Origin of the sequence: Paracoccus sp. PAR01 (genome assembly GCF_014851995.1) — a bacterium.
GTDB classification, from domain to species: domain Bacteria; phylum Pseudomonadota; class Alphaproteobacteria; order Rhodobacterales; family Rhodobacteraceae; genus Paracoccus; species Paracoccus litorisediminis.
Map to the genome: position 1 here is coordinate 103,216 of NZ_JACVAW010000005.1, position 13,691 is coordinate 116,906.

The window sequence follows — 13,691 nt, forward strand, 5'->3', positions numbered from 1 at the left end:
GGCTACGGTCGCATATAAACAGGGAGTCAAAAATTGAAGATCCGTTCCATCATTCTGGCCAGCACGGCGGTTTTCGCCCTGTCGAGCGCCGCCAATGCCGCGACCGAGCTGTACCTGATCAACTGCGGCGCCGATAACGAACCGCAGGCTCCGGTCCAGCAGACCCATATCGACGAATGGGTCAAGGCGAACCCCGATTACACCGTCCGCGTTGAATTCCTGCCTTGGGAACAGTGCCAGGAAAAAACCCTGACGCTGGCCGCCGCCGGAACGCCGCCCGCCGCCGCCTATATGGGCTCGCGCGTGCTGAAACAGCTTTCCGCCGCCGATCAGATCCTGCCGATCACCCTGACCGAGGACGAGCTGAAGACCTATGAGCCCTCGGTCATCTCGACCGTGCAGTTCGACGGTCAGGTCTGGGGTCTTCCGCGCGCCTTCTCGACCAAGGCACTGTACTGGAACAAGGACCTGTTCAAGGAAGCGGGTCTGGACATGCCGAACGGCCCGACGACCTTCGACGAGATGCTGACCGCCGCCAAGGCGATCAAGGAAAAGACCAAGGCCGCCGGTTTCGGGATGCCCGCCGCCGACATGGACAACACCTTCCACGAATTCCTGAACTTCCTGTATTCCAACGGCGGTCAGGTCGTCGATGCCGATGGCAAGGTCGCCTTCGACAGCAAGAACAACGTCGAGACGCTGAAATTCTACCAGGAACTGGCGAAATACTCGCAGGAAGGCCCCGTCGCCTATGATCGCGGCAAGATCGAGCCGCTGTTCAAGGAAGGTCAGGTCGCGATGTATACCTCGGGCGCCTGGGGTCGTGGCAAGGCCGAGGGCGTGAATTTCGGCGTGGCGCTGATCCCAGCTGGCCCCTCGGGCAAGCATTCGACGCTGCTGATCACCGACAGCCTTGTCGTCTTCAAGGGCACCAAGGTCGAGGAAGCGACCCAGAACCTGATCAAGTTCCTGACCGCGCCCGAGCGTCAATCCGCCTTTGACGAGGCTGGCGGCTGGACCCCGATCCGCGCCGGTGCGGGTGCCGATGCGCTGGTCGCCAAGGACCCGAACTGGAAGCCCTTCATCGACGCCGTCCCGACCGGTGGCCCCGAACCTTTGATGCAGGACTACATCGCCATGCAGGACGCCGCGATCGAGGGCATTCAGGCGCTGATCTCGGATGAGGAAACCCCCGAGGAAGCCGCGAAATCGATCAATGACGGCCTGTCCGCGCTGAACTGATGAACCTACCGGGGGCGGCGCACCCGCCCCCCTTTCCCTTGCAGGAGCAGCCGATGGGCGATCTGAAACTGACCGGCGTGACCAAGGATTTCGGGACCGCACGCGTCATCCACCCGACCGACCTGCAGATCCGCGACGGTGAATTCACCGTTTTCGTCGGACCCTCGGGCTGCGGCAAATCCACCATGCTGCGCATGATCGCGGGGCTTGAGGACATCACCTCGGGCACGCTGGAAATCGACGGCAAAAAGGTCAACGACCTGCCACCATCCAAGCGCGGCATTGCGATGGTCTTCCAAAGCTACGCGCTATATCCGCACCTGAATGTCTATGAAAATATTGCCTTTCCCTTGCGCGTCGATCGCCGCCCCGAGGCCGAGGTCCGCCAGAAGGTCGGCGCCGCCGCCGAGGTGCTGAAGCTGACCGAACGCTTGCAACACAAGCCCGGAGAGCTATCCGGCGGCCAGCGTCAGCGCGTCGCCATCGGCCGGGCCATCGTGCGCGAGCCCTCGGTCTTTCTGTTCGACGAACCCTTGTCGAACCTTGACGCGGCGCTCCGCGGGGAAATGCGAGTCGAGCTTTCGCGCCTTCACGCAAAGCTGGCGAACACGATGATCTACGTCACCCATGACCAGATCGAGGCCATGACCATGGCCGACCGCATCGTGGTTCTGAACGCGGGCCGCGTCGAGCAGGTCGGCAGCCCGCTCGAGCTGTTCCACCGCCCGGTCAACCGCTTCGTCGCTGGTTTCATCGGCAATCCGAACATGAATTTCCTGCCCGCCACCGGGCTTGGGACCACGCCCGAAGGCGTCGCGTTGCAGATTCAGAACGGGCCTCGGGTCACGATCCCGGTCGAGGGCAACGTCGCCAATGGTGCAGCGCTCAGCCTTGGCATCCGTCCCGACGATCTTCGCCCCGATCCCGACGGCCTGCCCTGCCGGGTCGATGTGGTCGAAAGGCTGGGCAACAGCACGGTGCTGTATTGCGTGGCCCCCGGCGGCGGCCAGATCTGCATGGTCACCGATGGCAGCACCCGCGCCACGCCCGGTGAGGCGATCGGCCTGGGCTTCGATCCCAAGGCCGCGCATCTGTTCACCGAAAACGGGCGCGCCCTGCCCCGTCGCCATGTGCCGGTCGATCTGGACCGCATCCCGACCGCGCGCACGGCCTGAACTGCCATGAGGTTGCGCATGCTGAAACTGAAACTGCTGCCCCAGACCGAGGACGCGATTGACGCGGCAGCGCAGGTGATCGTCGATCTGGTGACCGCTCAGCCCGACGCCGTGCTGGGACTGGCGACAGGCGGCACGATGGAGCCGCTGTACGCCCGTCTGGTCGCCGCCCATCGCGACGGGCTCAGCTTCGCGCGGGTCAGGACGGTCAATCTGGACGAATATGTCGGCCTCGATCCGCGCCATCCGAATTCCTATCACAGCTACATGGCCCGTCACTTCTTTGACCACGTTGATGTCACCCCCGAGAACATCTTCATCCCGCGCGGAGAAATCGACCCCCAGCGCGCGGCGGCGGAATATTCGGCGCTGCTGGATCGGCTGGGGCCGGTTGACCTGCAATTGCTGGGGATCGGTGCCAACGGTCATATCGGTTTCAATGAACCGGGCACCCCGCTTGATGCCCCCACCCGCGTGGTCGAACTGCTGGCCGATACGATCAGCGCCAACGCGCGCTTCTTTGCCGCGGGGGAAAGCGTCCCTTCTCATGCGGTGACGATGGGAACAGCGGCCATCCTCTCGGCGCGGCAGGTGGTGGCATTGGCGACCGGTGGGGCCAAGGCCGAGGCATTGGCCGCAGCACTGGACGGGCCGGTCAGCGCGGATTGCCCGGCCTCGTACCTGCGGCTGCATCCGTCCTGCACGCTGATTGCCGACCGCGCGGCAGGCGCGCTTTTGCACGAACTTCCTGCAACCAGCGCCGCCTGATCTGCCACGGAAAACGGCAATCGCGCCGAAAGGCCGAAGGAACAACTCCAACTTACCGTGATTTCGGGGAACCCCCGACCGCAAACCTGCCTTCTGACTGTGGGAGCGGATTGCGGAGGGCGGCGTGATGAATGCTGAGGGAAGCGATTTCATCCCCGAGGATGACGGCGTCCCCTTTTCCGCCGCGTCCTCGGGTTTCGAGGCCGCCGGGAGATCGGTCCTTGAGCATGGCCAGATCCAGACCTCGGGCTTTGATCCGCGCGCGGCGCGGTTCGAGATTTCGCAGACCGAACGCGAACAGCGCCAGTTCTATCAGGCCGCACTGAAGGCCGATGCGGAAAGCGAACACATCACCACCGCGACGCGCTGGCTTCTGGACAATTACCACACCATTGCCGAGACCTTCCGTCATCTGCATCGCGACCTCAGCCCCGGCTTCCTGCGTTCCCTGCCACGCGGTCGCTATGCGGGGGCCGAGACCATCCCGCGTGTCCTTGCCTTGGCATGGGATTACGTCGCGCTGACCGATGGCGACCTGCGCGAGCGCAGCTTTTCCGACTTCATCTCGGGTGCGCAGCAGGTCGACTGGCTGACCATCGGGGAATTGTGGTCGCTGCCCTCGATGCTGCGCTATGTCCTGCTGCTGCGGATGCTGCGGCTGAGCGAGGAAACCGAAACTGCCCGTCAGGGTCGGCGCGAGGCCAATGCCGCCATCGACAGGCTGATGGCAAAAAACGAGCCCGGCCTTGAGGATTTCGATCAATCCGTATCGAGAGAGGCGCTGCAGAATCCGGCCTTTGTCGCGCAGGTCATCTACCGCCTGCATGCCCGGCTGGAGCGCAGCCATAGGCTGACCGAACATCTGTCAGCGCGGCTGGAATTGCACAGCACCACGGTCGAGCAAGCCCTGATCGCCGAACAGACGCGCCAGACCGCAAACAACGTGACCGCGGGCCATGTCATTCGCGCGCTGAAACGTTTGGAGGAAATCAACTGGCGCGAATGGTTCGAGGCAACCAGCCGGACCGAGGCGATCCTGCGAGAGGACCCCGACCATCTGCGCCTTGCTCCCCGCACCCGCAACCTGATCCGCAACCGGGTCGAGATGATCGCCCGCCATTCCCGGCTGTCCGAACCCGAGGTGGCCGAGCGCGCCCTGGCGGCCGCGGGGCATCGCAATGTGCCCGTTTCGACCATCATGCTCAGCGACGAGGCCCAAGGCTTTGAGGCCGAATGCGGCTATCGCCCGATCTGGCGCGAACGGCTGACCCAGTTCCTGCGTCGGCATGGCATTGTCAGTCTGATCGTCCCCTTGACGGTGCTGGTCGGGCTGGCGCTGATCAGCAGCCTTGCCTATGTCCCCGAACGTACCGGCTGGCTGCTGGCAACGTGCCTGTTGCTGCTGTCGCTGCCCGCCTTCGTCGAGGCCTCATTGGCGCTGCTGCGCTTTGTCGCAAGTCGCCTGATCCCGCCAGCCCAGCTTCCCGCCTATGGCTATGAGGACGGCATCCCTGCCGAAGACGCGACGCTGGTCGTCATCCCCTGCCTGCTGACCGGGTTGGATACGATCGACGATGTGGTGAACAATCTTGAGGTCCATTACCTTGCCAATACCGATCCGGCGATCAGCTTTGCCCTGCTGACCGACTTCACCGACGCCCCGGATGAGACGACCGAACGCGACGCCGAGCTTCTGGCCTATGCCCGGAACGGGATCGAGGCGCTGTCGGGCAAATATGCCCATACCGGCCATCGCTTCTATCTGCTGCACCGCCGCCGCCAGTGGAATGCCCTGGAAGGCAAATGGATGGGGTGGGAACGGAAACGCGGCAAGCTGGTCGAGCTGAACGCGCTGCTGCGTGGCAGCAATGACACCAGTTTCGTCGATACCGGTTCACGCCCCCGGAACCATATCCGCTATGTCGTGACGCTGGACGCCGATACCCGCATGCCGCGCGAGACGGTGCGGACGCTGGTCGGCATGATGGCCCATCCGGTCAATCGCCCCCATTACGATCCCAGCCTGCGCCGGATCACCCGCGGCCACGGGCTGATCCAGCCGCGGGTCACGGCGCTGCTGGCGCATGGGCGGCAGACCTCGCCGTTTCAGCGCATCCTGTCGCAGGATGGCGGGCTGGACCCCTATGTCTTCACCGTCTCGGACCTTTATCAGGACCTGTTCGATCAGGGGACCTATACCGGCAAGGGCATCTATGACGTCGATGCCTTTGCTGCCGCGGCGCAGGACGGGGTCCGCGCCAACAGCGTCCTTAGCCATGACCTGATCGAGGGCGCATGGCTGCGCGCGGCTCTGGCGACGGATGTGCATTTCATCGAGGAATATCCCCGCCGCTTCGACGTCGACCTGTCACGCCAGCACCGCTGGGCACGTGGCGACTGGCAATTGCTGCCCTATCTGCTGGACCTGCGAAATGGGCTGGATGCGCTGGCGCGGTTCCGCATGGTCGACAACCTGCGCCGCAGCCTGCTGCCGATCTGCCTGATGCTGGCCGGATTGCTGGCACTGGTCGGGTTGCCGCGCCATGACGCGGTGATCTGGCTGGCGCTGCTGGGGATCTCGATGTGTCTGGCCCAGCTGCTTGGCTGGTTGATGGGCTTGATGCCGCGCCAGTCGGGCGTCGCGCCGCTGCGCCACCTGATGGTGATAGGAAGCGAGCTGACCGACCAGCTGATGGCCTTCATGATGCGATTGACGCTGTTGCCCCAGATGGCATGGAGCATGGCCGACGCGGCCCTTCGCACCATCTATCGCCTGCGCGTGTCGCGGCAGCAATTGCTGGAATGGACAACCACCGAGGCCGTGGCCACCAAGGGGCCGGAAACGCCTCTGGGCTATCTGCGGCTGATGCAGGGCGGCGTCGTGCTGGCGCTTGGCTTTACGCTGCTGGTCGCGATGCTGCGGCCCGAAAACATCGGCCCCACGCTGTTCTTTACCCTGCTCTGGCTGGGGGCACCGCTGATCGCATGGGTCAGCGCCCGCCCGATCAAGAATGAGGGCGCGCAGCCCCTGCATCCGCAGGACATCCTGGCATGGCGGGCAGAGGCGCGGCTGATCTGGCGCTTTTTCGAAACCTTTGTCGACGAACGCACCCACCACCTGCCGCCCGACAATTACCAGATCGACCCCGCCCCGAAACTGGCCGAGCGCACCTCTCCGACCAATATCGGCCTGTATCTGCTGTCGACCGTCACCGCGCGCGAGTTCAACTGGATCACGCTGAACGAAACCCTGACCCGGATCGAGGCCACGCTGACCAGTATCGAGGCGATGGAACGCGAACGCGGCCATCTGTTCAACTGGTACGCGACCGACACTCTGCAACCGATCGGGGTGCGCTACATCTCGGCCGTGGATAGCGGCAACCTTGCCGGTCACCTGATCACGCTGTCATCGACGCTGCGCGAATGGGCGCGCAACCCCTCGCTTTATCTGCTGCCCGACCTGTCGGGCGCGGTGGACATCCTGACCATCATGCGCCGCCTGCATGCCGCGATCCCCAGTGAACGCCGCGGCCTGAACCCGCTGCGCAGCCGGATCGAGGAGCGTATCGAAGGGCTGTGGCGCAGCATGTCCAGCGGCATCCTGCCGCATCTGGCCCCGCTGCATGTCCAGACCTATGCCCGCGCCAGTTCCGATCTGCAGATGCTGATTCAGGGCCTTCTGGCCGAAATTCCCACGGCACAGCTGCGCGAGCTGGACTGGTGGGCGAACCGACTGGTCACCACCTGCGACGAGATGGAGGCCCTTGGCCGGATCGAGCCTTCGTTGGTGCAGGTGTCGTCGCTGCGGATGCAGGCCTTGGCCGAACGTGCCCGCGCCATCGCCTTTGAGATGGATTTCAGCTTTCTCTACGACCCCGAACGCCACCTGCTGTCGATCGGCTACAATTGCAACGAAGGCACGCTGGACCATGCCTATTACGACCTGATGGCATCCGAGGCGCGGCTGGCCTCATTGTTTGGGATCGCCAAGGGCGACCTGCCGACCGAACACTGGAACCGGCTGGGCCGTCCGATGACCGTCATGCCCTATGGCAGCACCTTGGTCAGCTGGTCCGGTTCGATGTTCGAATACATGATGGCGCCTCTGGTCATGGATGAGCCGCCGGGCTCGATCCTTTTTTCCTCATGTGAAGTCGCGGTCGAGGCGCAGATCCGCGACGGCGCGCGGAACGGACGGCCTTGGGGTGTATCGGAAAGCGCCTATAGCGCCCGCGACGGCATGATGAACTATCAGTATTACGCCTTTGGCGTGCCGGAACTGGCACTGCGCCGCTGGCTGCGTGATGATCAGGTCGTGGCGCCCTATGCCAGCTTCATCGCCGCGGGCCTGCGCCCGAGCAGCGCCCTGAAGAACCTGCAACGTCTGGCAAAGCTGGGCGCGCGCGGCGAGTTCGGGTTCTACGATGCGGTGGATTTCACCCCCTCGCGTCTGCCCGAGGGGCGCAGATCGGTCGTGGTCTGCAATATCATGGCGCATCATCAGGGCATGAGCCTGCTTTCCATCGCCAATTGCCTGATGGACGGCATCCACCGCGACCGCTTCCATGCCGATCCGGTTATCGAAAGTGTCTCGACCCTGTTGCAGCAAAAGGCCCCGCGCGAGGTTTCGCCGCTGCTGCGCATCCAGCCCACGCGCAAGGCCGGCCAGACCAGCGACGAGGGTCATACCGAGATTGTCGAGGTCAAGGATGCCCGCGCCGCGCCCCATACCGTGGCGATCATGTCGAACGGGCGGCAATCGCTGCTGCTGGATGCCAGCGGTGCGGGGCGGTCGCGGCTGGGTGCGACGGCGGTAACGCGCTGGCGGCCCGACCCTGCTTCGGACCATTGGGGCGAGTTCCTGTTCCTGCGCGACACCTCCAGCGGGCGCTGGTGGTCGGCCACGGCAGCCCCCGGCTTTGATCCCCAGATCAGCTATTCGGCGCGGCTTTTCGACTACAAGGCCAATTTCACCGCCACCGGAAACGGCATCTTCTGCGAGACCGAGATCATCCTGTCCGACGATCTGGACGCGCGTGGCACCCGCGTCAAGCTGCGCAACTTCTCGGACCATCCGCGCCAGATCGAGCTGACCAGCTTTGGCGAGATCGTTCTGGACGACAATGCTGCCGACCGTGCCCATACCGCTTTCTCGCGCATGTTCGTCGCGACCGAGGCCCAGCCCGACCGCGCCCGTATCTTTGCCCGCAGGAACAAGCGCAACCCGCATGACCCCGACCGCCACCTGCTGCATCTGACCGGAGGCGCGGGGATCGTGGTCGGGGCGGCCACCGACCGGCGCAGCTTCGTCGGCCGCGGGCACACCATCCGCGAACCGGTCGGGCTGGTCGATCCCTCGCAACTGGCCGCCGCGCCTGTGGGGGAAAGCTATACGCTGGACCCGGTGTTTTCCCTGACAAGACGGCTGACGCTGGCACCGGGCAAAGAGGCCGTCGCCACCTTCTGGACCGTATTCGCCACCTCGCGCGAGATGCTTGAGGACGCGCACAACCTGCTGTCGGACGAAACCGCATTCGACAACGAACATCAGATGGCGTGGACGCGCAGTCAGGTGCAACTGCATCATGCCGACATCACCCCCGAAGAGGCCGCTTTGTTCCGGCGCTATGCGGCCCTGCTGGTCTATCCCAACCAGATGCTGAACCCCCACCAGATCCGCCACGCCATGGGGCGGCAATCGGCGCTGTGGCCGATGTCGGTATCGGGCGACAATCCGATCATGGTGCTGCGCATCAATGATCCCGACCTGATGCCGGTCGCGCATCAGGCGATACGCATGCAGGAATACCTGCGCATGCGGGGTCTGGATTGCGATCTGGTGATCCTGAACGAACAGCGCGCCAGCTATGCGGCCAGCATGAATGATGCGCTGAACAACCTGTGCCACAGCATGCATCTGCTGCACTCGCGCCCCTCGGTCTTTGCCGTCGATGCCAATACCATCCCGACCGAAACGCTGGAAACCCTGCTGGCCGTATCGCGCGTGGTCATCCATGCGCAGAACGGCTCGCTGGCGGAACAGATCGGGCGGGTGCCCACGGCAGAGCTGCAACGCGGCATCGTGCGCCCTCCGCCCCGACCCCTGCAGCGTCCGACCCAGACCCATGATTTCCCGGCCGAGGAGCTGCGTTTCTGGAACGGCACCGGCGGTTTCGATGCGGCGGGCAATTACGTCACCCGTCTGCGCCATGGCCAAGCCACGCCGAACCCGTGGATCAACGTCATCGCGCGCAGCGATTTCGGCTTTCACATCTCGGCCGAGGGGGCGGGTTTTTCATGGTCGGTGAATTCCCGCGATCATCAGCTGACGCCATGGTCCAACGATCCGGTCAGCAATCCGACCGGAGAAGGGCTGCTGATCCGCGATGTCGGTACCGGGGCGGTCCATACGCCCTATGCGGCGCTGTCGAGCCAGCGCGCGGCGCTTTACCAATGCCGACACGGCGCCGGGTTTTCCGAATTCACCGCCTGGTCGGGCGAACTGGAACTGCGGTCCACCCACAGCATGCTGCCCGATGCGCGCCTGCGTATCATCGGGCTGACCCTCATCAACCGATCCGAACGCCGCCTGACGCTGGATGTGGCGCAATTCCTTGATCCGGTGATGGGGGGATCGCGCGCCAAGGCCGCGCCCTATCTGCAACCGCGCTACCTGCCCAAGGAGCAGGCCATCGAATGCGTGAACCCCTACTCCATCGACTATGCCGGGCAGCGCATGGTGCTGTCGGTCGACCGCGAGGTTACGGGCATGTGCCTGTCCCGCCTGATCTGGCAGGGTCGCAACCGCGACACCTGCCTGCCTGCATGGTTCGATTCCACGCTGGGGCATCGTTTTGTCCACCGCCATGACGGAGATCCGGTGATGATGCTGGAAACCCGGCTTGAGATCGAGCCGGGGGCCAGCACGGAAATCACCTTCCGCCTTTCCGCCGACAGGATCGGCGATCATGCGCCCGCTACCGTGCCCTCGGCCAGCGCCGCGGAAGCCGTCGCCGCACAGGCACAGGACTGGCAAAAGGTCTTTGGCCAGCTGCAGGTCGAAACGCCCGATCCTGCGTTCGATCTGATGGTGAACCGGTGGCTGCCCTATCAGGCCATTGCCTGCAGGATCAGGGCGCGGACGGCGTTTTATCAGGCATCCGGGGCCTACGGGTTCCGGGACCAGTTGCAGGATACCTCGGCCATGCTGATCTATGATCCCGGCCTTGCCCGCGCGCAGCTGATCGAGGCAGCCTCGCGCCAGTTCCCGGAAGGGGATGTCCAGCATTGGTGGCTGCCGGGCAGCGGCGCAGGCGTGCGCACGATGATCGCCGATGACGTGGTCTGGTTGGGACATTGCCTGAGCCGCTACCTTGAGGTGACCGGCGACGAATCCATCCTTGATCTGGACCTGCCCTTCATTCAGGGCCGCGTCCTTGCCCCCGGTGAACATGACGCCTTCCTGACACCCGAGACCCTCAATCGCAGCGCCTCGCTTTACGAACATGCGGCGCTGGCGCTGGATCTGGCGGTACAGCGCACGGGCGAACAGGGGCTACCGCTGTTTCTGGGCGGCGACTGGAACGACGGCATGAACCGTGTCGGCGAAGGCGGACTTGGCCAATCGGTCTGGCTGGGCTGGTTCCTGTCGCAGACGCTGGACATGATGGCCCCGATCGCCGAGGCGCGCGGCGAATGGGAACGGGCCAGCGGCTGGCGGGCGCATCGCGCTGCGCTGTCCCATTCGCTCGACCGCAACGCATGGGACGGTGGTTGGTATCTGCGCGGCATCTATGACGATGGCACGCCCCTGGGCTCGGCCCGGTCCGATGAATGCCGCATCGATTCCATCGCGCAAAGCTGGTCGGTGATTTCCGGTGCCGGCCGCGAGGATCGCCGCCCGATCGCGGTGGACGCGGCCTTGGCGCAGCTTCTGGACCCTGAAGGCCTGCTGCTGCGCCTGTTCACCCCGCCCTTTGCCCATACGCCGCAGGACCCCGGCTATATCAAGGGCTATCCCCCCGGCGTGCGCGAGAATGGCGGCCAATATACCCATGCCGCGATCTGGATGGTGCAGGCCCTGTGCATCGCAGGCCGCGCCGACGATGCGTGGCGGGTGTTCCACATGCTGAATCCGATCAGCCATGCCAGCGATGCCGAAACCCTGCGCATCTACCGGGCCGAGCCCTATGTCGTCGCGGCTGATGTCTATGGCGCGGATGAAAAGACCGGGCGGGCGGGCTGGACATGGTACACTGGTTCGGCAGGTTGGCTGCACCGGGTCGCGGTCGAGCATATCCTTGGCCTGCGCATCCGTGGCGGAACCGAGCTGCAGGTCAGCCCTGCCTTGCCCTCGCATTGGCCGGGCTACCGCGCGCGGATCATGGTCGCGGGCAAGCTGCGCGAGGTCACGGTCAGCCGCGACGCCGACGGTCAGCCCCGCGTCGAGATCCGTTGAACCCATAATCTCCACGGGCTAAACCGGCGCTTCACCAGCAGGGATGACCCGATGAAACTTCTGATCGACACCGACCCCGGCATCGACGATGCCATGGCGATCATCTTTGCCGCCCGCCATCCGGGGATCGAGCTGGTCGGCCTGACCACGGTTTTCGGCAATGTCCCGGTGGAAACCGCAACCCGCAATGCACTGGCACTGGTCGAGCATTGCGATCTGAACGTCCCGGTGGCGCAGGGCGCGGCGCAACCGCTGGTCCTGCCGCCCTTCGACTTTCCCGCCCATATCCACGGCGCCGAGGGTTTTGGCCATCTGCCGCCCACGGCCCCGACCCTGCAGGCGGTCCCGGAATCCGCTGCCGCGTTCATGACCCGGCTGGCACGCGAAAATCCCGGTCAGATCACGCTTTGCCCGATCGGTCCGATCACCAACGTAGCCGAGGCGATCCGGCTGGACCCGGATTTCGCCCGCAACATCGCCCGCATCGTCGTTATGGGCGGCGCGCTGGATGCGCCGGGCAATATCACCCCCTATGCCGAGGCCAACACCTTCCACGACCCACACGCGCTGGAGATCGTGCTGAACTCGGGGGCCGAGATCCTGATGATCGGGCTGGATGTGACCATGCAGGTCACGCTGGAGGCCAAGGATTTCCGCGCGCTGGCCGAGGCCGCGCCGCATGATGGCGGGCTGCTGGACGGGATGGCGGGTCTGTATCTGGATTTCTACCGCTCGGTCGGCAAAGAGGGCTGTGCGCTGCATGACCCGATGGCCGTGATCGCCTGCCTGCATCCCGAATGGTTCACGGTCGAGCGCACCGCCCTTGCCTGCGTGACCGAAGGCGAGCAGCTTGGCCAGACCCTGCGCGCTGCGGGCGACAGCCGCACCGAGGTCGCGCTGGATTGCCGCGATTATACCATCCGCTCACTGTTTCTGGACGTGATCCGCGACGCGGCCTAGCCGCCTGCGGCCCAAAGGCGATAGCGCCGCGCGCCGGTAATCTCTCGGACAAGGCCCATGGCATGCATCCGCGCCAGCAGCCGTTCGGCAGTATCGCGGCTGATGCCGGTCGAAGTCTCGACCATCGCGGTCGTCATCAGCGGATGGGCGGCAAGGACATCGATCACCCGCGCCGGGTTGTCGCCCTTGATCGGGGCGGTGGCGTCGCGTGCGCGCACGGCCCAGTCAAGGATCCGCCTGAGTTCGCGACGCGCCTCGGTCGTGCCTTGCAGGACGGCTTCCAGATGGCGGCGCATCCGCTCGACCGGGGGGCCGCCATCGACCCAGACCCGGCGACCACCGCGCCCGAGTGGGACGAATTTCAGCACCTCGCAGCCCTCGGCCATGTCGCGCCCGGTCCAGCAGGCGGGCTCGGTCAGGCATTCGGGGGCGGAAAGTTCGGCAATGCGCCACGCCGCGCGCAGCCCCGGTGCGCGGGCGACAGGTTCGACTTCGGCCATCGCCGCGTGACCCGCCAGATATTCCGCCGCGCCTTCGTCGAATGCGGTGCCGACCGGACGCTGGGCCAATGGCTCGGCCAGGGCCGAGCCTTCCTGCCGGTGCAGCCCCAGAAACCCGCGCAGATCCGGCAGCGCTCCCTGCCCCTCAAGGCGGCGCAGGCCCCAGCGCGCCAGACGCATCGCGTCCAGATCGGTCCCGGCACGCGCATCCATCAGCTCGCGCCCGATTTCCTCGCGCTGCAGGGGCGTGCCCTGCGCCCATAGCATCGATTCGACCTCGATCAGGGCCAGACGGCGGATCGCGCCCTTGCACGCGTCGGGGGACATCTCGGCCAGCATCGCGTCCAGCCGTCCGGTCGCGGCGGCGGCGCGCGCCAACAGGCCGGACTGGTCACGCTGCGCGGCCAGCCAATCCTCGGGACGCAGGATCGGGGCGGCGGGACCATCGCCGGAGTCGGAATCAACAAAATAGGCGGGCGTCGGAATCGGATCGTTCATGGCGGCCAGCCTAGTGGATTTCCCGAATCCATCAATGATTTCGATGACTCAACATAAAGATGGCGCGAGAAGCCCTGACACGGCAAT

6 protein-coding genes are annotated in these 13,691 nt (G+C 65.0%); 5 read left to right on the forward strand and 1 reads right to left on the reverse strand.

Annotation, left to right across the window (positions count from 1 at the left end; translation table 11 throughout):
* The first annotated feature begins 33 nt into the window (after positions 1-33).
* The 5 genes from IB235_RS10770 to IB235_RS10790 all read left to right on the forward strand — a co-directional run bounded on the left by IB235_RS10770 (position 34) and on the right by IB235_RS10790 (position 12,606).
* The gene (locus IB235_RS10770) at positions 34-1,242 is read left to right on the forward strand and encodes an extracellular solute-binding protein (protein WP_192336722.1); all 1,209 of its coding nucleotides are present in this window, start codon (positions 34-36) and stop codon (positions 1,240-1,242) included.
* A gap of 53 nt (positions 1,243-1,295) precedes the next feature.
* Positions 1,296-2,417 carry an ABC transporter ATP-binding protein gene (locus tag IB235_RS10775; RefSeq protein WP_192336723.1) on the forward strand — a complete coding sequence of 374 codons (1,122 nt, stop codon included), beginning with the start codon at positions 1,296-1,298 and terminating at the stop codon, positions 2,415-2,417.
* A gap of 18 nt (positions 2,418-2,435) precedes the next feature.
* A complete protein-coding gene (gene nagB / locus IB235_RS10780) occupies positions 2,436-3,185 on the forward strand; it encodes a glucosamine-6-phosphate deaminase (protein ID WP_192336724.1) in 750 nt (249 codons plus the stop codon).
* Between the two features lie 127 nt (positions 3,186-3,312).
* A complete protein-coding gene (locus IB235_RS10785) occupies positions 3,313-11,646 on the forward strand; it encodes a GH36-type glycosyl hydrolase domain-containing protein (RefSeq protein ID WP_192336725.1) in 8,334 nt (2,777 codons plus the stop codon).
* Positions 11,647-11,697: 51 nt separating this feature from the next.
* Positions 11,698-12,606, forward strand: coding sequence for a nucleoside hydrolase (locus IB235_RS10790; protein WP_192336726.1), 909 nt, complete (start codon positions 11,698-11,700; stop codon positions 12,604-12,606).
* Here IB235_RS10790 and IB235_RS10795 read toward each other — a convergent pair.
* On the reverse strand, positions 12,603-13,604 hold the full coding sequence (locus tag IB235_RS10795) for a helix-turn-helix domain-containing protein (RefSeq protein ID WP_155040421.1): 1,002 nt from the start codon (positions 13,602-13,604) through the stop codon (positions 12,603-12,605). The two genes, IB235_RS10790 and IB235_RS10795, sit on opposite strands and share 4 nt — an antisense overlap.
* Between the last annotated feature and the right edge of the window lie 87 nt (positions 13,605-13,691).

Excerpts from the sequence above, each read along its gene's own strand:
- IB235_RS10775 (WP_192336723.1), top strand. The coding sequence starts at position 1,296 with ATGGGCGATCTGAAACTGACCGGCGTGACCAAGGATTTCGGGACCGCA.
- nagB (WP_192336724.1), top strand. The coding sequence starts at position 2,436 with ATGCTGAAACTGAAACTGCTGCCCCAGACCGAGGACGCGATTGACGCG.
- IB235_RS10785 (WP_192336725.1), top strand. The coding sequence starts at position 3,313 with ATGAATGCTGAGGGAAGCGATTTCATCCCCGAGGATGACGGCGTCCCC.
- IB235_RS10790 (WP_192336726.1), top strand. The coding sequence starts at position 11,698 with ATGAAACTTCTGATCGACACCGACCCCGGCATCGACGATGCCATGGCG.
- IB235_RS10795 (WP_155040421.1), bottom strand. The coding sequence starts at position 13,604 with ATGAACGATCCGATTCCGACGCCCGCCTATTTTGTTGATTCCGACTCC.